The organism is Bombella saccharophila, assembly GCF_026385475.1.
Taxonomy (GTDB): Bacteria; Pseudomonadota; Alphaproteobacteria; order Acetobacterales; family Acetobacteraceae; genus Bombella; species Bombella saccharophila.
Genome location: NZ_JANIDW010000001.1, coordinates 380,245 through 403,472, shown reverse-complemented (window position 1 = coordinate 403,472; position 23,228 = coordinate 380,245). Strand labels below are relative to the sequence as shown.

Annotated in this window: 21 protein-coding genes; 7 read left to right on the top strand and 14 right to left on the bottom strand. The window is 52.9% G+C overall.

The genetic code is table 11. From position 1 onward, the window contains the following. Positions 1 to 5 precede the first annotated feature (5 nt). The 4 genes from NQF64_RS01790 to NQF64_RS01775 all read right to left on the bottom strand — a co-directional run bounded on the left by NQF64_RS01790 (position 6) and on the right by NQF64_RS01775 (position 5,300). Entirely contained in the window at positions 6 to 734 is a 729-nt protein-coding gene (locus tag NQF64_RS01790) for a CDP-diacylglycerol diphosphatase (protein WP_143813596.1), read from the bottom strand. Next, on the bottom strand, positions 734 to 2,251 hold the full coding sequence (locus NQF64_RS01785; protein ID WP_266106275.1) for a Ppx/GppA phosphatase family protein: 1,518 nt from the start codon (positions 2,249 to 2,251) through the stop codon (positions 734 to 736). Before NQF64_RS01785 ends, NQF64_RS01790 begins: the two co-directional genes overlap by 1 nt. A 2-nt stretch (positions 2,252 to 2,253) precedes the next feature. Continuing rightward, positions 2,254 to 4,362, bottom strand: coding sequence for an RNA degradosome polyphosphate kinase (locus NQF64_RS01780; RefSeq protein WP_099026326.1), 2,109 nt, complete (start codon positions 4,360 to 4,362; stop codon positions 2,254 to 2,256). Positions 4,363 to 4,568: 206 nt separating this feature from the next. Beyond that, positions 4,569 to 5,300: a DnaA/Hda family protein gene (locus NQF64_RS01775; RefSeq protein ID WP_099026033.1), complete on the bottom strand. Its 732-nt coding sequence runs from the start codon at positions 5,298 to 5,300 to the stop codon at positions 4,569 to 4,571. 112 nt (positions 5,301 to 5,412) lie between these two features. Between NQF64_RS01775 and purM the strand changes: the two genes are divergently transcribed. Together purM and purN are read left to right on the top strand one after the other, a co-directional pair. After that, entirely contained in the window at positions 5,413 to 6,471 is a 1,059-nt protein-coding gene (purM, locus tag NQF64_RS01770) for a phosphoribosylformylglycinamidine cyclo-ligase (protein WP_266106274.1), read from the top strand. 8 nt (positions 6,472 to 6,479) lie between these two features. After that, the gene (gene purN, locus NQF64_RS01765) at positions 6,480 to 7,067 is read left to right on the top strand and encodes a phosphoribosylglycinamide formyltransferase (RefSeq protein WP_266106273.1); all 588 of its coding nucleotides are present in this window, start codon (positions 6,480 to 6,482) and stop codon (positions 7,065 to 7,067) included. Positions 7,068 to 7,146: 79 nt separating this feature from the next. Here purN and ndk read toward each other — a convergent pair whose 3' ends face one another. Further along, positions 7,147 to 7,569 carry a nucleoside-diphosphate kinase gene (ndk, locus tag NQF64_RS01760; protein ID WP_099026036.1) on the bottom strand — a complete coding sequence of 141 codons (423 nt, stop codon included), beginning with the start codon at positions 7,567 to 7,569 and terminating at the stop codon, positions 7,147 to 7,149. 111 nt (positions 7,570 to 7,680) lie between these two features. Here ndk and NQF64_RS01755 point away from each other — a divergent pair, with 111 nt between their 5' ends. Both NQF64_RS01755 and NQF64_RS01750 read left to right on the top strand, forming a co-directional pair. Continuing rightward, positions 7,681 to 9,594: an ABC-F family ATP-binding cassette domain-containing protein gene (locus NQF64_RS01755; protein WP_266106272.1), complete on the top strand. Its 1,914-nt coding sequence runs from the start codon at positions 7,681 to 7,683 to the stop codon at positions 9,592 to 9,594. A 65-nt stretch (positions 9,595 to 9,659) separates the two neighbouring features. Beyond that, positions 9,660 to 10,877: an AI-2E family transporter gene (locus NQF64_RS01750; protein WP_099026037.1), complete on the top strand. Its 1,218-nt coding sequence runs from the start codon at positions 9,660 to 9,662 to the stop codon at positions 10,875 to 10,877. A 19-nt stretch (positions 10,878 to 10,896) separates the two neighbouring features. On the opposite strand, the gene NQF64_RS01745 is transcribed toward NQF64_RS01750, so the two are convergent. The 4 genes from NQF64_RS01745 to NQF64_RS01730 all read right to left on the bottom strand — a co-directional run bounded on the left by NQF64_RS01745 (position 10,897) and on the right by NQF64_RS01730 (position 14,512). Beyond that, complete coding sequence (locus NQF64_RS01745; protein WP_266106271.1) at positions 10,897 to 11,313, bottom strand: hypothetical protein; 417 nt, start codon at positions 11,311 to 11,313, stop codon at positions 10,897 to 10,899. Next, positions 11,300 to 12,379 carry a DegT/DnrJ/EryC1/StrS family aminotransferase gene (locus NQF64_RS01740; RefSeq protein WP_407651802.1) on the bottom strand — a complete coding sequence of 360 codons (1,080 nt, stop codon included), beginning with the start codon at positions 12,377 to 12,379 and terminating at the stop codon, positions 11,300 to 11,302. Before NQF64_RS01740 ends, NQF64_RS01745 begins: the two co-directional genes overlap by 14 nt. Positions 12,380 to 12,456: 77 nt before the next feature. Further along, complete coding sequence (locus NQF64_RS01735; RefSeq protein ID WP_099026039.1) at positions 12,457 to 12,858, bottom strand: MarR family transcriptional regulator; 402 nt, start codon at positions 12,856 to 12,858, stop codon at positions 12,457 to 12,459. Positions 12,859 to 13,102: 244 nt separating this feature from the next. After that, positions 13,103 to 14,512 (bottom strand): leucyl aminopeptidase family protein, encoded by a 1,410-nt coding sequence (locus tag NQF64_RS01730; RefSeq protein ID WP_266106270.1) that lies wholly within the window; start codon positions 14,510 to 14,512, stop codon positions 13,103 to 13,105. Between the two features lie 74 nt (positions 14,513 to 14,586). On the opposite strand from NQF64_RS01730, the gene NQF64_RS01725 reads away from it, so the two are divergent. From NQF64_RS01725 to fdxA, 3 genes are all read left to right on the top strand, one after another. Beyond that, positions 14,587 to 17,142, top strand: coding sequence for a helicase-related protein (locus tag NQF64_RS01725; RefSeq protein WP_266106269.1), 2,556 nt, complete (start codon positions 14,587 to 14,589; stop codon positions 17,140 to 17,142). Next, positions 17,139 to 17,432, top strand: a complete 294-nt coding sequence (locus NQF64_RS01720) for an RNA-binding S4 domain-containing protein (RefSeq protein ID WP_099026041.1) — start codon at positions 17,139 to 17,141, stop codon at positions 17,430 to 17,432. The genes NQF64_RS01725 and NQF64_RS01720 overlap by 4 nt, the downstream gene beginning before the upstream one ends. 102 nt (positions 17,433 to 17,534) lie before the next feature. Beyond that, the gene (fdxA, locus tag NQF64_RS01715) at positions 17,535 to 17,867 is read left to right on the top strand and encodes a ferredoxin FdxA (protein ID WP_099026042.1); all 333 of its coding nucleotides are present in this window, start codon (positions 17,535 to 17,537) and stop codon (positions 17,865 to 17,867) included. A 151-nt stretch (positions 17,868 to 18,018) separates the two neighbouring features. Here fdxA and cyoD read toward each other — a convergent pair whose 3' ends face one another. The 5 genes from cyoD to NQF64_RS01690 form a co-directional block, all read right to left on the bottom strand. Then, on the bottom strand, positions 18,019 to 18,357 hold the full coding sequence (gene cyoD / locus NQF64_RS01710) for a cytochrome o ubiquinol oxidase subunit IV (RefSeq protein WP_099026043.1): 339 nt from the start codon (positions 18,355 to 18,357) through the stop codon (positions 18,019 to 18,021). Further along, complete coding sequence (gene cyoC, locus NQF64_RS01705) at positions 18,357 to 18,971, bottom strand: cytochrome o ubiquinol oxidase subunit III (protein WP_099026330.1); 615 nt, start codon at positions 18,969 to 18,971, stop codon at positions 18,357 to 18,359. The genes cyoD and cyoC overlap by 1 nt, the downstream gene beginning before the upstream one ends. An 18-nt stretch (positions 18,972 to 18,989) precedes the next feature. Then, positions 18,990 to 20,987, bottom strand: coding sequence for a cbb3-type cytochrome c oxidase subunit I (locus tag NQF64_RS01700; RefSeq protein WP_266106268.1), 1,998 nt, complete (start codon positions 20,985 to 20,987; stop codon positions 18,990 to 18,992). A 14-nt stretch (positions 20,988 to 21,001) separates the two neighbouring features. Further along, positions 21,002 to 21,997: a ubiquinol oxidase subunit II gene (cyoA, locus tag NQF64_RS01695; RefSeq protein ID WP_257875044.1), complete on the bottom strand. Its 996-nt coding sequence runs from the start codon at positions 21,995 to 21,997 to the stop codon at positions 21,002 to 21,004. A 434-nt stretch (positions 21,998 to 22,431) separates the two neighbouring features. Continuing rightward, positions 22,432 to 23,199: a Bax inhibitor-1/YccA family protein gene (locus NQF64_RS01690; RefSeq protein WP_266106267.1), complete on the bottom strand. Its 768-nt coding sequence runs from the start codon at positions 23,197 to 23,199 to the stop codon at positions 22,432 to 22,434. Positions 23,200 to 23,228: the final 29 nt, after the last annotated feature.

Genomic DNA, 23,228 nt, shown 5'->3' with positions numbered 1-23,228 from the left:
ACCCGTTATGGGCGGCATTGATGGTCCTGCAGCTCCTCAGCATACCCCCAGCCCATCCCTCCAGCACGATTACGGAGTAAGAGAAACGCCCCTTGCGAGGCAATAACTGCCACACCATACCGACCGCGCTCTCTTTCATCCGCGCCTTTTGGGAAAAAAGAAACCATTTGCAACGCAGGCGGCTCTAGGGTGGGGACACGCCACCACCGGTACATATGCCCCAAGAGACGCACCTCTCCCGCACGAGCCTCACGCGGTATGTGGGCCAGTATTTGCCGTACATCCTCCCTCATACAATCTATATGAATATGAAGCTGCTCTTGGCTTCGTGCCCAACGAGAGTTAATCGCTAATAAAAATCGTTCATCAGCTATGGGAATACCATAAGCATACGCAACAAAATGACGTTGCTCCCATGCCTGCTGCACATAAGGTGGCGTGTCGGCATGTAATAAAGGATCAGCCTCAATGCCGCGTATAGGTTGGGTCGGTAAAAGAAGATACTGCCCCTGTCCCTCCCGTGCTTTTAGCACGGCATAACCATCCTTCGCTTTGTATATAGTACAAGGACGATGCGCCGCATCCACCGCACAATGTTGGACAATACGCCACAAAGCTCCACTTTGATAATGCCAATAAAAAAGACACAACATCACCCCACATAACAAAGCCGTGGCCCCTCCCATTAGAAGAACCACGGCCGAACGAGATGGCGTAACATTCACCACTGGCACTAACGCAAATCAGCCTCCACCCCTAGAGATTCAGCTAACCGGCTCAACTGGCGCGATACAGCATTACCACCAGAGCGCAAACGGCTACCATGTAGATTAAGAACCAGCTGATCCTCATCCTTTAAGGCTAGATGCGTCTCCTCCAGCAACACTTCCGTGCCTGCACAGAGCATATAAACAAGCCGGAATGCCTGCCCTAACCGAATAGCCGCCTCATAATATTCCTTACTCAACAAACGACGCGACGGCTCTAGAACAGGGCTTTCCCGGTCCATGTCGTATCGTCCAGCTAACACGAGGGCAAGAAAGGCGCGCGATTCATGCGAAAAACCCACCCCGTGACAATATAAAAGCCGTCGATATGTTTGCTCCGCCCTATATTGCGGATGGTCATAGGAGCCAATATCCGAGACCATACAAGCCAATCTAAATTGTAAGGAAAGGAAAGCGTCGTCCTTCCATCCCAACCCAAATAAAAAGACCGGTGCTAACCACGCATGTAATGGCCCAGCAAAGGATGCATTCCGCCCTAATCGCCCTGCCATCTCGCCTGCAAGAGCCTCCATCGGCTCTTCATCGGCTACACAAGCGGCAACCTCGCGCATGTACCACCCTTCACGCAGCCCTTCTGCACTGAAGATAACTTCTGGCGCATCCGTTTTATCGAGCAACGCTAACAGCACTTGTGCAGCAAAAGGAGCGTCCACCATCCGTTTGCGGGGGACATTCCCTATCTTTTCCATCTGCTTACGGCTGGCCCCTGTAATCCATTCAGCCATCTCGACAGCCTCTTGGCGGTTAAGACAGAAGAGATGGACCATATTCAATGGATAATCCGTCCGCGCCATATGCAAACGCGCTAAGGCACGAAACGCCCCACCGACTAAATAAAGCGGCTTGCCCTTCGCATCCTCTAACCACGCGACATCGGCCAATGTTTTACGCGCAATCGCCGCGGCCTTCTCTAAATCATCCTCCGAGCGTTCTCTAAGACGAATCACCCCAAGAGGCGTTGTTCCAGCATCAAAATAGGCACCATCACGTACACGAATCAGCTCTAAAGAGCCTCCGCCAATATCAGCCACGATACCATCTGCCGCCGGCAATGCGCACAAGACCCCCGTGGCAGAATAATCAGCTTCTTCTTCCCCATTTAGGACGCGAAAACGTGCCCCAGGCATCCGCATCTGAGCCGCTCGGACAAACTCTGCCCCATTACGCGCATCCCGTACGGCCGCTGTTGCCAAGACATCAAAGGGCTGCACCCCCATCGCCTGGCCAATAACCTGATAACGAGCCAAAACCTCCAGCGCGCGCTCGATGCCTTCCTCACTTAGCAAGCCTGTTGCCTCTAATCCGGCACCAAGCCGCAATGTTGCTTTCTCGTTAAAAATGGGAACGGGGTTACGCGCGACCCCCTCATACACGACCATCCGTACCGAGTTAGAACCGAGGTCCACAATCGCCGCCCGGCGGGACTGACGAGCAGTCCCCCGTTGCGCTGTGTTTTCTACCATCCTTACGACTCCTGTACTGCTGCCCCAGCACGAGACCCAGGTGCTACAGGGGCACTCGCCGCCCCATAAGCAGGAGAGGGATGAGCCATGAAATAATCATGGGCACAAAGAGGCTCACTACCTGGAGCCATACGCTCCCACTTACCCTCTGGGGTCATCTTCCAACTCCGCAATGTATCACGCAAATTCACAACCATGATCTGATTGAGAATATGAGCATGGGCAGCAGGGTCAGTAATGGGAACCATCGCCTCAATCCGCCGATCCATATTGCGCTTCATCCAGTCTGCCGAGGAGATATACAGCTTAGCGCTCTCTGAAGGAAGCGCCTGGCCATTCCCAAAGGCAAAGACACGTGCATGTTCCAGGTAACGCCCGACGATGGAATGGACCTCAATATTATCAGAAAGGCCCTTCACACCAGGACGCAAACAGCAAATACCCCGTACCACTGCCTTAATAGACACACCCGCTTGTGAGGCATCATAGAGCAGCTCGATCAATTGCGGGTCCACTAAGCTATTCATTTTCAGCCAAATCTGCGCTGGACGCCCTGCACGAGCATGCTCCATCTCCGCATGGACTAGCTCCTCCAATTTAGGACGAATCGTCAGAGGAGAGCAGCAAAGAGCTTGCAAATGAGGTTCCGCACAGCCCGTTGTATAATTGAAAAGCCGGGCCGCATCCTCCACCAACACAGGATTACACGTAAAGAAGGAAATATCCGTGTAAATCTTCGCCGTGCTAGGATGATAATTCCCCGTCCCAAAATGAGCGTAAGATTGCAGTCGTTCTCCCTCCCGCCGGACAACGAGAATCATCTTCGCATGGGTCTTATACGCAGCCAGACCATAAACAACCTGCACACCCCGTGTCTCCAGTGCACGCGCTAGACGGATATTGGCCTCCTCATCAAACCGAGCACGCAATTCCACCACGGCCGTAACGGACTTACCTGCTTCAACAGCGGCAATCAACGCATGAACAATCGGGCTATCATGCGATGTCCGATAAATAGACTGCTTAATGGAAATAACATCTGGGTCTTGCGCCGCCTGTTGGAGGAAATGCACAACAACATCGTAACTCTCGTAAGGATGCTGAACCACCAAATCTTTTTCTTTGATAGTGGCAAAACAATCCCCGCCATGATCCACCACACGTTGGGGCATAGCAGCATGAAAGGGGGGAAAAAGCAGCTCCGGCCGGTCAGACACAATAAGCTGTTTCACATCGCCCATACCAGCCATCTTGGGTAACAAGACGACTTCATCACGCTCTAACCCCAACTTACGGATGACATGCTTAGGGATAGTCCCTTCCACCTCTAAATGGATGCACGCACCACGTCGGCGCTCCTTTACCGCATTCTCAAAGTTATTGAGCAAATCCTCTGCATCTTCCTCAAGCTCAACGTCCAAATTCCGCACGATACGCATCATCCCTGTAGGGACACTATGCATCCCAGGGAAAAGCGACTTGGAGAAATGAGCAATCACATATTCCAATGCTATAAAACGGATGACCCCCTGCTTATCCGGCAAACGGATAAAACGCGGAAGCTGTGGCGGCATCACAACTAAACCATCTGCTTTGTGCTTGTGCGAATCAGTCTCCCTAAGACGCAGCACCAAAGCCTGCCCCCCACTTGGAATAAATGGCAGAGGATGTGTTGGATTTAAATCCACCGGCGTCAGGACAGGGTAAACCTGTCCCTCAAAATATTCCTTTAACCATGCTTTATCAAGATGATGCAGCTTATCGATCGACTCGATGACAATATTTTCTTTGGCCAATTCCGCACGCAAGCCGTGCCAAATGCGCTGCTGCTCTTGTTGCATACACCATGCTTGGTAACGCACCGTCTCTAGCTGCTGTGTCGGTGTCAGACCATCAACACTTTTTTTCGTAGCTCCATCATGGACCTGATCTATCAACCCAGCAACACGAACAGCATAAAATTCGTCCATATTCCCCGCACTAATGGAGAGGAAACGCACCCGCTCCAAAAGGGGATTGGACAGATCTTCCGCTTCTTCCAGAACACGCTGGTTAAAATCCAACCAGGACAATTCCCTATTGATAAACGCTAAATGGTGATATTTATGCAGACCCTTCGCCGCTGCATATCCCTCATGATGTGTGGAATCGGCTCTGTCAGTCACGTCAGTTCTCCTCCAAACGTCTTAGCAGCATCCCGACGGGGACACCTGAACGTGAAAATCATTACAACAACCATTCTTCCAACATAGCAATCCTTCTGGAGGATTTTATTTACCTTCCATCAAACTAAATATAGCAGCATTGATCGTACCGATTACTCCTCCTCTTTTAATAGGTCTTTAAGCACATCCACTGCCAACATCCGTGTAATCGCACTCCCTCGCGCCATCGCTGCTTTATCAAGACGTTGTACGGCTTGTACCAACGCACCCCCCGTCCGGGGGAGCCGCCGCCATAGCCAATCTGTCACCGATTGTGGGACAACAAGCTGACGCTCCGCTAATAGAGACAACAATAAGGTCGCCCGTACATCATCCTCTGGTTCCTCCAAACCCGCTGTAACAGTTGCGCGCAACCGGCTTGCAAGGTCAGGCAGGGCAAAATCACCCCGTGCAGGAGGATAACGCGAGGCCATCAACACACGCTGCCCTGCCGCATGAGCACGATTAAGTACATGCAGCAAGGCAACTTCATCTTTTAAGTTTTCCAGATGATCAATGGCTAAAGGGGCAATGGCAGCCTCTAAAACACGCCCCTCAACACGCAACGCACCCTCGTGATCGCATGACAGTGACGCTGCCTCAAACAGAATCGCTTCCTGTTCTGCCGCCCATATATGGAGCAAATGCGTCTTACCTGTACCCACAGGCCCCCATAGCCACAACCGCCCTTCTGGCCATTGAGGCCGTGCTAACCACGCCCGTGCTGAAGCGTTAGAGCCCCCCGCAATAAAACGCTCTGCTGAAAAATGCCGCCCTTGTTGCAAGTCCAACGCAAGTTGTGCCTGTACGCTAAGGGGCGTGTCCGGCTCTCTCTTTTCCCCCATATATGCCCTCTCAGCCTATTCGCTTAAATGATTTCATACGCCCTACATTCCGTCTTCGTGCAGGATGCTCTATAAAGAGGCCAGCATCAACCAGCAGGGATAGCCTCTCTCCATGACCAAGACCCCTCCCCCCTCCAGCGCAAGTTATGCAGCCGCCGGTGTTGATATTGAAGCCGGAGATGCTCTGGTTGACGCCATCAAGCCCGCGGCCAAGGCAACCAATCGCCCCGGTGTTATGGGCGGGCTTGGTGGGTTTGGTGCCCTGTTTGACCCCAAAGCCGCTGGGTTAAAGGACCCTGTCCTCGTCAGCTGTACAGATGGCGTGGGCACAAAGCTCCTCCTCGCTATCGAGAGCGGCTTGCATGATGAAATCGGCATCGACTTAGTCGCTATGTGCGTTAATGACCTCATCGTCCAAGGGGCACAGCCGCTTTTCTTCCTTGATTATATGGCAACAGGTCATCTCTCCGTCTCCGTGGCAGAGCGGATTATTAAAGGGATTGCCGCAGCCTGTAAGGAAAGTGGCTGCGCCCTCGTTGGGGGGGAAACAGCGGAGATGCCGGGCCTTTACGGCAAAGGCCATTATGACCTCGCCGGCTTCAGCGTTGGGGCAGCAGAGCGTGACGCTATGTTACCTGCCACCATTCGCGAGGGCGATAGTCTCATCGCTCTGCCCTCCTCTGGGGTACATTCCAACGGGTTCTCCCTCGTTCGTCATATTGTGGAGTCCTCTGGTCTAAGCTGGAAGGACCCCGCCCCCTTCTCACCAAAGCAAACTTTGGCAGAAGCCTTCCTGACCCCCACACGGCTTTATGTCAAAACCGTGCTTGCCTTACATGAGAAGAAGCTCCTCAATGGCTGCGCGCATATCACAGGCGGTGGCCTGCCGGGCAATCTGCCACGTGTCCTGCCAGAAGGACTCGGTGTGGAAGTAGATGGGCAAAGCTGGCCACTCCCCGGTGTATTCTCATGGCTTGCCGAGCAAGGCCCTGTATCTGAAGATGAAATGCTCAAAGTCTTTAATTGCGGGATTGGTATGGTTCTCATCACCAGCGAACCCGAAAAACTCATGACGGAATTGGAAAAGCTGGATGAAGACGCCATGCTGATTGGCCGTGTTGTCCGCAGCACCACAGCTTTCCGCCTCACTGCGCCATTAAATCTGGATTGAAGCGATTTATGGTGACGAAAACCCCCATCGCTATCCTCATTAGCGGGCGCGGTAGTAATATGCTCGCGTTAATGGAGGCCTGCGCCCGCCCGGACTTCCCAGCTAAAATTGTCCTTGTTCTAAGCAATAAGGCCGATGCCGCTGGGTTAGACACCGCTCGCAAGGCAGGGATTAAAACGCTCTGTATCCCCCATAAAAACTATGGGAAGGACCGTGAGGCGCATGAACGTGCCATAGATGAAGCCGTGCGGGCCTCTGGTGCGGAATTAATCTGCCTTGCAGGCTATATGCGCGTTCTCACCCCTTGGCTTGTCCAGCAATGGCAGGGGCGGATGATTAATATTCATCCCAGCTTGCTTCCTGCGTTTCCCGGCCTCCATACGCATGAAGCCGCCCTAAAAGCAGGTGCTAAAGAGCATGGTTGTACCATTCACCTCGTCACCGATGGGGTGGATGAAGGCCCCATCCTTGCCCAAGCGCGCGTCCCTGTCCTGCCCCATGATGATGCTGATGCCCTCGCCGCCCGCGTTTTGGAGCAAGAACACCGCCTCTATCCCGAAACGCTCAAGCACTTCATCACACAACGCCACACCTAAAAGCCAAGCATAAAAAAGGGGAGCCATAATGGCTCCCCTTCACAGCATGTCCAAACATCATGCTAACTCCACTGCTTCATCAGGGCAGGATTTCCGTCTCCGCAAAGAAGAAGCTAATCTCACGCTTAGCATTCTCAAGGCTATCAGAGCCATGAACGGAGTTCTCACCAATGCTTTGAGCATAAAGCTTACGCACAGTCCCTTCAGCCGCCTCGGCGGGGTTGGTCGCGCCCATCACCTCACGATGATGCGCCACGGCGTTCTCGCCCTCTAGCACCTGCACAACAACCGGCGCGGAGCACATAAAAGACACAAGCTCCCCAAAGAAGGGGCGCTCCTTATGGACCTCATAAAAAGCCCCGGCTTGCTTCTCTGTCAGCTGAATACGCTTTTGGGCTACAATACGCAGGCCAGCTTCCTCAAAAACAGTATTCACCTTGCCTGTCAGGTTACGGCGTGTTGCATCCGGTTTGATGATGGATAATGTACGTTCCAGAGCCATAAGTCCCTCCTTATAAAGAGCCCTCTATCTCCAACTTCCCCTAGAGGAAAAAAGCAGTTCCTGATAGGGTTAGAGCCATCTTTTTTCATCTTTCCCTGCTGAGTGTGTGCGTTGAGCCTGCTTTCCATCACCGACCTTACCTTACGCATCGCAGGCCGTACCCTGCTAGAGCAAGCCTCCCTCACTATTGAGCCGGGTAAACGCATCGGGCTCATCGGCCATAATGGAGCGGGGAAGTCCACGCTGCTGGCGGCCATCGCCGGGGACATCGCCCCAGATGGCGGCAGCATTACCCTCTCTGGCCGTGCCACGATGGGGCGGGTCAAGCAGGAAACACCTTCTGGCGAGCTGTCCTTATTAGAGACCGTTCTTAACAGCCATGAGGAACGCACCCGCCTCCTCACCGAGGCCGAAACCACAACTGACCCTACCCGCCTTGCTGATGTGCATGAGCGCTTACTCGCTATTGATGCCCATACTGCCCCAGCGCGTGCTAGTACAATCCTCGCCGGGTTAGGCTTTGACCAAGCGGCCCAACATCGCCCGGTCAATGACTTCTCCGGTGGTTGGCGGATGCGCGTTGCCCTTGCCAGTGCCTTATTCCTCGCCCCTGACCTTCTGCTCCTTGATGAACCAACAAACCATCTGGATATTGAAGCCACATTATGGCTGGAAAATTGGCTAAGCCGCTTCCCCGGTGCAGCGTTAATTGTCAGCCATGACCGTGCGTTACTAGATAACAGCGTGCAAGCCATTGCCCATTTAGAGCAAAAAAAGCTCTCCCTTACCCCCGGCGGCTATGAGCGTTTTGTCCAAATCCGCACCGAGCAGAAGCTCCAACAAAATCGCCAAGCGGAAAAACTGGCAGACCAACGTGCGAAGATGGAAGCCTTTGTGGCGCGCTTCCGTGCCAAAGCGACCAAAGCCAAACAAGCGCAATCTCGCTTAAAAGCCCTCGCCCGCTTGCCACAAATTGATTCAGTCGTGGAGGATACCCCTACCCATTTCACCTTCCCCGACCCCGGCCCGCTCCCGCCTCCCATGCTCACATTAGAGGATGTCTCTGTCGGATATGGGGAGCGCACGATTCTTCACCATCTCTCTTTACGGCTTGATAGTGAGGACCGCATCGCCCTACTGGGGCAAAATGGGCATGGCAAATCAACCTTCGCCAAATTACTCGCCGGTCAGCTCATCCCTATGGGAGGGGTATTTCAGCCTTCATCACGCTTGCGGGTTGGTTATTTCGCCCAACATCAAACAGATGAGCTTATTGTGGATGAAACCCCCATCCAACATATGGCCCGCACGTTAAAAGATGCCACACCCCCGCAAGTGCGTGCCCAACTAGCCCGTTTTGGGCTCGATGCTGAACGTGCCGAAACACCCATCCGCAACCTCTCTGGTGGGGAGAAAGCCCGCCTCCTCCTCGCCCTTGCCACACGTCACGCCCCTCATCTACTCATATTAGATGAGCCAACCAACCATTTAGACCTCGATGCCCGCGATGCACTCATCCGCGCTCTCAGTGCTTTTGAAGGGGCCGTCATCCTCATCAGCCATGATAGTCATTTAGTCGAATCCGTAGCTGAGCAGCTTTGGATCGCCGCAAACGGGACTATCACCCCTTTTGACGGAGATATGAGTGATTACCGCCTCTGGTTAGAGGCCCGCGCTAAACACGCTTTAGAGGCAACGCGACAAGCCTCCTCCCCCGCTGCACACGGCGCACAAGCCGCCACAACGCCTGATAAAAACCAACAACGTGCCCAACGCAAAGAGCAAACCCGCCAGCTTGCCCCCCTCCGCCGTAAGATTCGGGAGCTGGAAACCCGCCTCTCCCGCTTGGAAAAAGCCAAAGAACAGCTTGAAGCGAAATTAGCAGACCCCGCCCTTTACCAAGCAAACCACGCTGGAGACATCGCCACATTAAATAGCGACCTCGCCCTTGTCCGCCAAAAACAAGAGGAGACCGAACTACAATGGCTAGAAGCCCAAGACGAATTAGAGCAAGCCACAAATTGACCCACCATTAAATAACCCACATTATAGCACACCAACTCACCGCCCGTTGCAGGACGCCTATGCCCATGCCCTTCTTCTTCAACCGCCCGCCGACTCCCGCAGCCCAACAAACACCCACCACCGCGTTGGACCGCATTTATGGCATTATGCGTCTCACGCTTTGTCTTTCTCTCATTATGCTGGCTGTTTGGTTGATGGGAGAGGTCTTAGCGGTTCTCTTCGCAGCCGTATTAATGGCCATTGTTCTGCATGGGCTTGCACGTATCCTCCGCCGTCGCTTACCCTTCATCCCTTATACAATCGCAATTAGCATCGTGGCCTTTAGTATCGTTGGGCTTTTTGCTGCTCTTGTTTGGAGCAGTGGCCCCTCTATGGGGGAGCAATTCATCAGCCTGAAGAATGCTCTTGTTGTGCAATCAAGCGATCTCCGCTCCCACCTCTCCCAAACCACAATTGGCCAGATGGTGCTCGACCATTTACCGGCCTCCTTCGGCGGGAACGACAAAACGGCCTCTCTCAGTAGTTTTGGCTTTGGAATTGCAGGCTCCGTGACCGGGTTGCTCGGCAGCGCGGTTGGCTTAATCGGTACGATTTTTGTTGTTTTAATCGCCGCCTTTTACTTTGCCGTCTCACCATCTCTTTACATCAACGGCTTCCTCCGTCTCATCCCCCCTTACCAACGCGAAGCCACACGCACGCTCCTCTATAGCGCAGGCAATACTTTATGGGCATGGACCGCAGGCCAAGCGTTGGACATGCTCGCCGTAGGGCTTTTCTCCGGTATTGGGCTATATCTCATCGGGATGCCCCTCGCTCTCGCTTTGGGCGTTGTCGCAGGGTTGTGCAACTTCATCCCCTATATCGGCGCGATTTTAGGGGCGGTGCCTGCCTTGCTCATCAGCCTCTCTCTTGGCACGCATGAAGTTTTATTCGTGGCCATCCTCTATAGCGTTATCCAATTTTGTGAAGGCAATATCCTCGCCCCGCTCATCCAACGGCGTGCAGTCCATATGCCCCCTGCACTAGCCATCCTCTCCCAAAGTGTTTTTGGCTCCATCCTTGGGGTGCCGGGGCTCGTGCTGGCTTCCCCCATCACCGCAGCCCTCCTCGCTGTTTTTGATAAAGCCATGCCCCCGCTGGAAGATGCCACCAAAACCCAATTGGAGACAAACGAACTCACCCCCAAAGAGGCTGCCCAAAACGCTCAAGAAAAAGCAGCTGCTAACAAACAAGAGACCGAACAAAAGGAAAAAGATAAACCCACCCCGCCTCCCTCCACCTGAGGAAAGCAAGGCCTCCTTTTTAAGGAAGGCCCGGCAAGTGGAGGGTCCCACGATCGAAGGAGCGCATCCTATATGCGCCCCCCGGTCGGGTTTGTATCCCCACAACATCATCCCCATGCTTAAAATGCCATGCGGAGAGAATGACAAAGCGGCCCTCTGCACTGCTCATCTGATACACAGCGAGCGCGGGCATATTCTTAGGGGGAACCTCACCTGAGACCCCCCAGCCTGTCCGATACTGTTGCACCCAAAGATTCATCGCCTTTACTTCATCCTCAGTGAGGCTGCGCTGCTGCTGAGCCTGCTCTACCGTGCCATGAACAACCGTTGGGAGGGACCACGGGCGCAAAATAGGCCACGCAAAATACCAAATCACCACAACAGGAATAATCACAATCGCCGCAAACATAAGAAGATATTCGTCATTCTGCTTCATGCTGCTCTCTCGCCCATGTTTGACTCTCTCTTATCACATAATCTACGGCCTCATCGGTAAGGTCAGGATGGATTGGCAGGGCCAAGACATACTCCCCTAACGATTCCGACACAGGTAAAGGAACCCCATCATGGCACGCCTGATAGGCTGGCTGATGATGCAATGGTTTGGGATAATAAATAGCCGTTGCAATCTGCGCTTGTGTGAGATGTTGCCTTAAAGACTCACGCAAAGATAGCGAGGGTAGCTTCACACAATAGACTGCCCATGCACTCTGGCTTTCTGCCACACGTGCAGGTGAGGTGATGAGAGAGGGCAAGCCTGCATCATAAGCGCGTGCCACAGCCTCACGCCGTTGCAGCTCCTCCTCAAACACATCCAACTTGCTCAAGAGAACCGCCGCTTGCAGGCTATCTAACCGCGCATTAAGGCCAATGCGCTGCACCTCATAGCGTTGTTGCCCCTCCCCATGGCTGCGCAAGGAGCGGTAAAGAGCCGCCTTATCATCATCATCAGTAAGGATAGCCCCGCCATCGCCATAACAACCTAGCGGCTTAGATGGGAAGAAAGACAGAGTCGTAGCCATGGCCTCATGCCCCAACTTCCGCCCCTTATAGGCCGCACCAAAGGATTGAGCGCAATCCGCAATGAGGGTTAGGCCCTCTTGTGTGGCAAAACTCTTTAGCGCATCCCACGGGGCAGGTTGGCCAAATAAATCAACCCCGATAATCGCCTTTGGCACCACCTCTCCCGCTTGCTTTACCGCGGCAACACGCGCCTGCAAGGAGGCAAGAGAAAGTTGGAAGCTATCCGCCTCCACATCCACAAAAACCGGCTTCGCGCCTAATAACAGAACAACCTCTGCCGTGGCCGTGTATGTAAAAGCAGGTAGGAACACCGCCATCCCCGGCCCAATTCCCTCCGCCATGAGGACGGTTAAAAGCGCATCTGTACCGGAGGAGACAGCCACAGCATGACGCGCCCCCCCATAAAGAGCCAAACGCGCCTCAAGCTCTACAACCTCCGGCCCCATTACGAAGCGACAATGGGTTAAGACCCGCTCCATCCGCTCCCGCAACGCCGCACCAAGACGCCGCTGCTGGGCAGGAAGGTCCAAAAAGGGAACAGCCCCCACCAGGATACTTACCCAGCCCGACGCGCTTGGAAGGATGCTACAGCCGGACGAGCCGCTTTACGGAGGATAATCTCCTCCCCGCAGGCTTCCTCCATCACATCCCGCAACCCACGCAGATAGGCAGAGCCTTTCAACGTCCGTTGAACAAGAATGGAGCGGCGGTCCAACGGGTCCACCTTACGGCGTGCTAAATCAAGCTCGCTCAACCGGTCCAACGCACGGGTGATAGCGGGTTTAGAAACATTCAAAGACTGTGCTAAGCCCCGAACGGTATGAGCCCCATCATCCAAATAACAACTCAAAAACACAGATAATTGCCGCGCAGAAAGATCCGGCCCATCACCGCGCACGGTGGACACAATCGTATCGCGCAAAAGCTGCAACATGCGGTTATCGCCATTTCGACTCATAAAAACTCTCTTTCGCCCTTTTACAACGCGACTTACCCTCTGCCAGTTAGCGCATATACGCCCTCCCCGCTGGCCGGTGGGATACATCATATTTGCGATTTCTACTTAGTCCTATTCTAATTTGTGACGCTTATGTATCGAAATAACAACCACGCCCAACGCAGGGCTGCTATTCCTAAAGACAAACCTCATTAAAAATGAATAAAAACAGCCAGTTATACACGCTATAACGAATCATTACTTTTTAGAAACCTTCCGAAACCGCACGGAACAACGCCCTTAAAGCTAGCACCTCACCCCCCATAGGCCGGCCGGGGCGTGCGTTATCATTCCATCCATAAGTATCAATATGCGCCCATCTCTGCCCCTCTGGGACGAAGCGTTGGAGGAATAACGCCGCTGTAATCGCCCCGGCCATAGGCCGAGAGGAAAGATTGTTACAATCAGCAATGGGGCTATCCATCCATTCATCATAATCAGCCCATAATGGGAGCTGCCAAAGCGGGTCATGCGCATGACGCCCAGCGGCAAGAATATGCGCCGCTAATGCATCATCATTACTAAAAAGGGCGGGTAAATCTGGCCCCAAAGCCACACGCGCAGCCCCGGTAAGCGTTGCGGCATCTATGATGAGGTCCGGCTGGCTCTCTGCGGCCTCTGTCAAGAGGTCAGCTAGAACCAAACGCCCTTCTGCATCCGTATTGCCGACCTCTACCCGCAGCCCTTTCCGCGTGGTCAACACATCCCCCGGCCGCATCGCATGGCCGGAGATACTATTCTCCACACAACCAAGGCGAATCTCCAAAGCGACATCTAGCTCCGCCTCCATAATCGCGCAGGCCAGGGCGAGCATCAATGTCGCTCCACCCATATCCTTCTTCATCTTCGCCATGGAGGAGCCGGGCTTGAGGTCATAACCGCCTGTATCAAAACACACGCCTTTACCCACTAAAGAGAGGCGCGGGGCTGCTTTGCTCCGCCCGGGTTTTTGCCCGACCACCACAACAGCCTCCCGGTCCGAGCCCGCCCCCACAGCGGCAAGGCATGGGTACGCTTGTCTTAATGCCTCCCCTTCTATCAGCTCAACACAGGCCCCACGTTCCTCCAGCATGTGACGGGCTGCCGCCGCTAATTCCGCAGGGCCCATCAGATTCGCCGGGCTATTAATCAGGTCACGCCCCAGCCACGCCGCCCGCGCAAGGAGACGCGCCTCGCGCCCATATTCTGCGGCGATGCATAATTTAGGCTGCGCTTTGGGGGTATGTTGGGCAGCCCCCTTTAGATGATACTGATACGCCCCTAAGCAGAAGCCAAGAATGAGCTCCTCCAAAGCCGCCCTTGTGTCTTGCCCCTGAACCTGCGGATGAAACTGCGGAACCCAACGCCCCTCTGGCAATTTTGCTGGCAAAGCCCCATAAGGCATAGGCCCTGCCGTAGGCTTGATGCAAAATACCGCTCCGGCAATCCCCTCCTTACCCGGCAAAAGGGTAAAATCCCCCGCACGTCCTTCAAAGCCTTGCGCGCGCAAAAAAGGCTCATCACGCCCTAACAGAGCGGAAAGCGCAGCAGACTCCCCCGCTTCTACGATATGAAGCGGGTACGTCTCCTCCCCATCACAGGGAGCGCACAGGGGCAAAAAAGGGGCATTAGACATAAAAACCATTCCACCAAAAAACTCTTATAGAGAATGTCTTGCTTTTATCGCATTCACGCAAGATCATTCCACCCATGACAGCACGTTCTTCCTCCTTTATGCCTGCGGCGGGCCAGCCCCCACGGCTTATTCATGCGATTTTAGGGCCGACCAATACCGGTAAGACCCATTACGCCCTCACCCGTATGATGGCGCATCAGAGTGGGATTATCGGCTTCCCCCTCCGCCTGCTTGCGCGCGAAAATTACGAACGGCTCGTCAAACTAAAAGGCGAACGCCATGTCGCCCTCCTCACAGGGGAGGAAAAGATTATCCCTCCCCATGCACGTTGGTTCTCTTGCACAGTGGAAGCAATGCCGCTGGACCGCAAAGTGGAGTTCATCGCTATTGATGAAATCCAGCTCGCTGCGGATCCTGATCGCGGGCATATTTTCACCGACCGCCTCCTCCATGCGCGAGGGACGGGGGAGACGCTCTTCCTCGGTGCGGAGACCATTCGCGGCTTGCTCAAACAGCTTATCCCCTCCATTACGATTGAGACCCGCGCCCGTCTCTCCCACCTTACCAATATAGGGCCGGTGAATCTCACACGCTTACCCCCGCGCTCTGCCATTGTAGCTTTCTCCGCCACGGAGGTTTACGCCATTGCCGAGGCCATCCGCCAAAAGCGCGGGGGCTGTGCGATTATTATGGGCCGCCTCAGCCCTAGAACACGCAATGCCCAAGTCGCCCTCTATCAAAATCGCGATGTTGATTATCTCGTAGCGACTGATGCCATCGGGATGGGGCTGAATATGGATGTGGACCATGTTGCCCTTGCAGCCTTGCATAAGTTTGACGGCCTTGCCTCCCGTGCTCTAACCCCGCAAGAAGTGGCTCAAATCACCGGGCGAGCAGGCCGTGGGATGCGTGATGGCACCTTCGGCACCACGGGCTCTTGCCCACCTATGAGCCAAGAGCTCATCAAGGCTGTGGAGGACCATAAGTTTGAACCATTACGCGCCCTTTATTGGCGGCAAACGGCCCTAGATTATAGCTCTCCTGAAACGCTGTATCACAGCTTGATGCGTAAACCCCCGCGCCCCGGCCTCATCACCGGGCGCACAGCTTCGGACCTTGATGTCCTCACCGGCTTGATGCAGATGGAGGATATTCGCGCTGCTGCACGCGGTACAAAGGCCACAACTCTCCTATGGGAAGTCTGCCAGATACCAGACTTCCGCAAGCTTGGTGATGGTAGCCATACCCGCCTTTGTGGCCGTTTATTTCTCGACCTCTTAAAACATCACCGCATCCCCCCTGCGTGGATGGAAGGCCAATTACGCGGGCTTGACCGGCTTGATGGCGATATGGATACGCTCATGCACAGGCTCTCTGGTGTGCGTGTCTGCGCTTACATCGCCGCTCGGACAGGCTGGATGCCCCAAAGCCGCCATTGGCAAGATCGCTGCCGCACAGTGGAGGACCGTCTCTCTGATACATTACATGAGAGGCTGAAAGAACGTTTTGTCAATAAACGTGCCACGGCCCTGCTCCGCCGCTCGGACACCGGGCAACGTGTTGAGGCCCTCTATGCCATAACGCCCCAAAATCGCATCCTTGTGGAAGGCCATGAGATTGGTCGTATCACCGGTTTTGGTATGAATCTGGACGCCACGGCGGACCCTCAAGAGAGTGCATTACTCCTCAAAGCAGGCAAACGTGCCCTCCACCACGCAATGCCCGCGCGGATACGCTACTTCCTCCAACAAGAGATGACCGCTCTGCACATCACGGAGGCTGGGCATATCCATTGGGAAGGCGCGCATATCGCCAGCCTGACCCGTGGCGAGGACCTCTTTAGCCCCCATAGCCAGCTTCTACCGGGGGAGTTTCGCGATACATATCAGAGCCGCCAAGTACAGGAACATCTTCATACGCTCGTCAACGCACTGCTGCGCAAAACACTCGCCCCCTTCTTTCAGATGGAAGCGCACCTCCAAAAGACGGCCTCATTACGCGGTTTAGCGTATCGTTTGCGTAAAGATGGCGGCACAACACCAACCTTGCCAGAGGACCGCGCAATCTCGCGCGAAGAAAAACGCTTCCTCCATCATCACGGTGTACAGATTGGGGAGCAATTTATTTACTGCCCACGCCTGTTTAAACCAGCCTATCTCCCTATGATGAGCCTGCTTCATACCATCTGGCATGGACGGGAGTATCGTATCCCTCATGCCGGGTCTATCTGCCTACCCACCGCAGATTATCCCACCCCACCACCCGGATGGCAGAATGCCGGCCCTGTCCATATACGACTCGATAAATTAGACGCGCTCCTGCGTCTCCTTCGCCCTCATGGCAAACCACCCCGCCATAACCAGCTCATTCCCCCCACGCTCGCCTCCTCCCTTGGGGTGAAAGCCGCCCTTCTCCCCGCCCTCCTAAAAGGGCTTGGCATTGCCCACCATCCTCCACAAGCTTTAGAGGAAACACGCTATGGGCCTGCTGCGCCCCTCATTATTCTAGGACGCCCGCATAAACATAAAACAGCCCCAACGCGCACAAAAAAGGCCCGCAAGCCCCAACGCGCCGTGGCCGACTCCCCCTTTGCTGCCCTCCAAAACTGGGCTATGCGCCCCTCCTCATGAGTACAGAGCCACATCAACGGCTAGATCTCTGGCTTTATTACACGCGGCTTGCCAAAACGCGCGGCCTTTGTGCTGCCTTCATCCGCAAGGGGCGTGTCCGCATTAATGGCCAAAGAACGCACAAAACCCACGCACACCTCCATATTGGCGATATTGTGAGTTTTGCCTCCCCCCACCGGGACGAAAAGGTCTGTATTTGGCGCGTTATACAACTTGGCGAGCGGCGCGGCCCCGCTAAAGAAGCCGCCCTTCTCTATGAAGAACTTGAGGAAAAGAGCGGTAATTCCTGACAATAGACTTGCAAAAGCCCCCCATCATTCGGCATATCTGTGCTGGAATATTTAAGAGGGGCCGTTCGGCTGGCCTGTAACACCAAACCGGAGACGGCAATCATGACCTATGTGGTCACAGAAAACTGCGTGCGCTGCAAGTTTATGGATTGTGTGGAAGTTTGCCCTGTTGACTGCTTCTACGCAGGTGAGAACTTCCTCGTTATCAATCCCGATGAATGTATTGATTGTGGCGTCTGCGAGCCTGAATGCCCCGCAGAAGCCATCTTCCCCGATAGTGATGAACGCTCTGCGGACTGGATGGAGATTAACGCCAAATATTCTTCCATTTGGCCTAACATAACCCAAAAAGGCACCCCTCCAGCCGATTGTGAAGAATGGAACGGCAAAGAAGGCAAGCGCGAGATGCTCTCTGAAGAGCCTCATAAAGACTAACCCTTCTTTTTAAAGGTCGTCGTATAATACCCTGAGAGGTCTCCTTCCTTTCAGGGTATTTTTTTAATCGCCCTATAAAATATAGCCATAAAAAAGCCGGTGGAGTTACCCCCACCGGCTTTTCTCATCTCAAAGAGATATAGCGCAGCTTTTAGCTGGGCATCATATTCATCTGGGCATCCCAGAGAACAAACAGATAACCAGCAATCACGATCAGCACCATCAAAGCAGTCACAATGAAAGCTGCCAGATTATGCCGCTGCGACAAGCTCTTCACCCCCATATGGAGGAAGAAGATCAGATGAACAACCACCTGAATGGCAGCCAACACACCAAGGATGGCAATCGTCTGCCAGAAGGAGAAAGCCTTGCTCAAGACAGTGGCAAAAGAAGCCACTGTCAGGATAACAGCAAGAACAAACCCGACAATATAGGAGCCGTAAGAGCCGTGGCTCTCACCTTCGTGCGATGTCATATGATTTTCGCTCATTAGACAACACTCCCCAGGTAGACGAAGGAAAAGACACAAATCCAAACGATATCAAGGAAATGCCAGAATAAGCTCAGGCATGTCAGTTTCGTTTGCATCCGGCTGCTAAGCCCCTGCTTGCCCATAATCTGGAAGAACAGAACGAACATCCAGATCAGGCCAATTGTGACATGCAGCCCATGTGTCCCCACCAGCGTAAAGAAGGATGACAAGAACGCGGATTGATCCGGCCCTGCCCCACGAGCCACAAGCTCATGGAACTCTTTAATCTCAAGAGTGACAAAGGAAACACCAAGGATGAAGGTCAGCAATAGCCAAACCAACACGGCACCTTTGTTCTTCTTATGCGCATTGATGGACGCAAAGCCATAGGTGATGGAGGAAAGCAACAAGATGGCTGTTTCGATCTCAACATTCTTGATGTCGAACAGCTCTTTCCCTGTCGGTCCCCCAGCAAAGTGATGGCAAAGTGTAGCAAAGACGGCAAATAACGTGCCGAAAATGATACAATCTGTCATCAAATAGACCCAGAAACCAAAAATTGTGGTTTCTTGCTGATGATGCTCATGCTCCTCGCTATGAGCAACGGGCGCGTGCATTGTGTCGTAAGACATGGTTTTCATCGCCTCCCTTTACTCTGCCGCCTGAGCAGCAGCAAGCCGCTTGGCAAAAGCTTCTTCATCAGCGCGGATCTCCTCTACCGTTACGTAGAAGTCCACATCCAAATTCGCACTACGATGAACCAGCGCAAAGAAGGATACGATCATCCCCGCAACAACGGCCCACCAGATATGCCAGACCAACGCAAAGCCAATAACCAGCGCACAGGCACCCAAAACAGGACCAATGGCAGAATATTTTGGCATATGGATCGGCTCCAGCTCAGCTAGTGGCGCTGGGCGTCCCAGTTCCTTCTCGATATGGAATGTATCCAAACCGCGAACGACTGGCAGACGAGCAAAGTTATAATGCGGTACAGGGGAAGGCAAAGACCATTCCAACGTACGGCCTGAGCCCCAGTTATCGCCTGTAAGGTCAAGTGCATCCGGCTTCTTATTCACAGCGTCAAACGCTGCAAAAACAAATTGGATAACCTGACAAGCCACACCAGCAGCCAGAACGAACACACCAACACAAGCCACCAGCAGCCAAGGGTGCCAGTTCGGATTGTCATAATGGTTCATACGGCGGGTCATCCCCTCCAGACCAACAACATAGAGCGGCATAAAGGACAGATAGAAACCAACGAACCAAAAACGGAACGCCCATTTGCCCCATACATCACGCATCTTGAAGCCGAAAGCCTTCGGGAACCAGTAGCTCAGACCAGCGACATAACCAAAGAACACACCACCGATAATCACGTTATGGAAGTGCGCCACCAAGAAGAGGGAGTTATGAATCACCCAGTCCGCTGCAGGCATCGCCATCATCACACCAGTCATACCACCGATGGAGAAGGTGATCATGAAGCCGACAATCCAGTTCATTGGACCTTCGAAGCGTACACGCCCCTTATACATGGTGAAGAGCCAGTTGAAGATCTTCACACCTGTCGGCACAGCGATGAACATCGTCATAATACCGAAGAAGGTGTTTACATCCGCACCAGAGCCCATCGTAAAGAAGTGATGCACCCATACAATGCTACCCAGGAAGGTAATAATCCCCGTTGCGATAACCATCGTGGCATAACCAAAGAGAGGCTTGCCAGAGAAGGTCGCTGCAATTTCGGAAAATACACCAAAAGCAGGCAGAATAAGGATGTAAACTTCAGGATGGCCCCAAGACCAGATCAGGTTGAGGTAGAGCATAACACTACCACCACCATCATTGGTGAAGAAGTGCATCCCCAAATAACGATCCAACGCCAGCAATGCCATGGAGACCGTCAAGACCGGGAAGGTCGTCAGGATCATGATGCACGCGAAGAAGGCTGTCCATGTAAAGACAGGGATGTGCATCCACTTCATGCCGGGGGCGCGCAATTTAACAATAGTTGTTAGGAAGTTCATCCCTGTCAGCAGCGTCCCGATACCGGAAATCTGCACAGACCAGATGTAATAATCCACACCAACGCCAGGGTTAAACTGCAACTCGGAGATCGGCGGGTAGCCGAGCCAACCAACATTGGAGAACTCACCAATGAAGAGAGACACATTGATGAGAATGGCACTAACCAACGTCATATAGAAGCTGATTGAGTTAATCAGCGGGAATGCAACGTCGCGCGCACCAATTTGCAAAGGCACCACAAAATTGAACAAAGCCTGCATCATCACCATGGCCATGAAGAAAATCATGATCGTACCATGGGCAGAAAAGACCTGGTCGTAATGGTGCGGTGGTAGATAACCAGGGTTACCTGCGTAAGCAAGGGCAAGCTGTGTACGCATCATCAACGCATCGGCAAAGCCACGCACAAGCATGACAAGGCCAAGAATAACGTACATGATGGCGAGCTTCTTATGGTCAACGGTGGTTAACCACTCGCGCCACAGATAACCCCATTTTTTGAAGTAAGTGACTGCCGCAAGGACGGCAATCCCGATCACGGCCACACCAATAAATGTACCAACTAGAATTGGCACATCATACGGTATGGCAGAAAGGGTAAGTTTTCCGAGCATCTTTAGATCAGTCCTCACATGCCGGTATTAGAAGGCGCAGCCATATGGGAGTCAGAATGCATGTCCATAGGCATATTGCCCATAGGTTTGCTATCTTTCTCATGGGCTTTGCTGCCAACATTGTATTTTGCAACAATGCTTTCAAACAACCCAGACTGCACGCTGGAGAAATACAGAACAGGAGCCGGTTTCGGTGCGACCTCGTTAGAGATAGCCGGCGGCGCCTGGTATTTCGGATAGCTTTGTGAGTCCAGTGCCTCTTTAGCTACGAACGGATTTTCACTGTTGTGGACGCTCTGCACCCATGCATCAAACTGCTCTTGGGGCATAGCAATCGTACGGAAGCGCATATCGGAGAAGCCTGGCCCTGTATATTGAGCAGCCTCACCCTGATAATTACCCGGACGGCTTGCAAGCAAGTGGAGCTGTGTCTCCATACCTGCCATGCTGTAGATCTGAGACCCAAGCTGGGGGATGAAGAAGGATGTCATCACACTGTCAGACGTAATCCGGAAATCCAGAGGTGTCTTTGTGGGGACATCAAGCTCATTGATGGTAGCAATCCCAAGGTCTGGGTAAATGAACAACCATTTCCAGTCCAGAGAGACCACTTCAACACGGAGCGGTTTCGCATCAGGTGCCCCAACTTTAGCCAGCATCTCTTTAGAGATTGGCTTATATGGGTCGTAATAATGCGTACTCCAATAATTAAATCCACTCAAAACAAGAATAATGAGAATGGGTACACCCCAAATAAACACTTCAATCTTGTTTGAGTGTGACCAGTTCCGTAAATATTCCGCCTTCTCATTAGATGCCCGATACTTCCAAGCAAATATAAGAGTCGCAATGATTACCGGAACCACAACGCACATCATGACGGCCCATTCAAGCACCATCATGTCGCGATTACCTTCCCCGATCGGACCTGCAGGTTGAAGCAGATCAACCGTACAGCCTGACAGCATTAATGCAGGCAACGCCGGGAAAAATCGCAAGAGTCTTTTCATGGATCCTGCCTCTATCTGTTATTCTGCCACAAAGGGGTCAGAACACTTTCTGACACAGTCAGGACGGCGCAAGCACCATCGAACGTTGTCATCTTATATGTGCCTTTCCCGTTCGTATCCTGACAACAAGGGAGACCCCTCCCTCGTACTCAATGAAATATGGAACGTAAAAACGCCCCAGTGTCGCCACTTTTAATCAGCCGGAATGAACGAGATTACAAGGGGTCAATTTTAACAAAAAAAAAGACTGTACCAGTCTTTCTTTGTAAAAAGACCGGCTATCCGCCATTTCTTATAATTCATCACAATGACATCATAAAATAGAGTCTGTGACTTTTAATTTCTCATTATCCTCCTAATCGCAAAAAATCGCAACAAAAAAGGGGCAGCTCTGCCCCTTTCTTATTTTATGCAATGTTCCGACTCTTCTAAAGTCAGTCACGACCACCTGATCTCGTCCCAGTAAATTGAAGAAGAAACTGAAAAAGATTAACAAAGTTTAGGTACATAGAGAGCGCATCATACACGCTCATCTTCTCCAATGCTTCAGCTGGCCAAGCCGAGGCGTAACTCTGATAAGAGAGCTTAATACGCTGGGTGTCGTAAGCCGTAAAACCTACAAAAATCAGCACCCCGATGAAGGAGATCACCGTTGTCATCCCTTGTGAGGGGATAAACAGCGCCACAAGAGAGGCAATAATAAGGCCAATCAGGCCCATCATTAGGAAAGAACCCATCCCCGTTAGAGAGCGCTTCGTGACATAGCCCCATAGGGACATCACACCATAAAGCGATGCCGTAATGAAGAAGGTCCGCACAACAGAAGCCCCAGTATAGGCCATCAATATAGAGGCCATGCTAATGCCCATAGCAACACTATAGAGCACAAAAAGCATCTGCGCAGTTGAGCGAGAGAGACGATTAACCCCAAATGACAGCACAAGAACAAAAGCGAGCGGCGCGAAAACCCCCACCATACCTAAGCCCGTTGGGGCAAATACAAACTCGTCTCCCCGCTGCACCACGTGGAAAAACAACGTCCGCAGAGAGGTATGAACCACGGCATAAGCCGTAACGGCTGTTAAAAACAGAGCGAATGCCATCCAGTTATAAACGCGCACCATATAAGCGCGCAAACCAGCATCAAACGCCGCAGCGGCCGAGTATCCCCGTGAGGAGCCAAAATCGGAATGGAAAGCCATGATACCTACTGTTCCGGAATTAAACTATA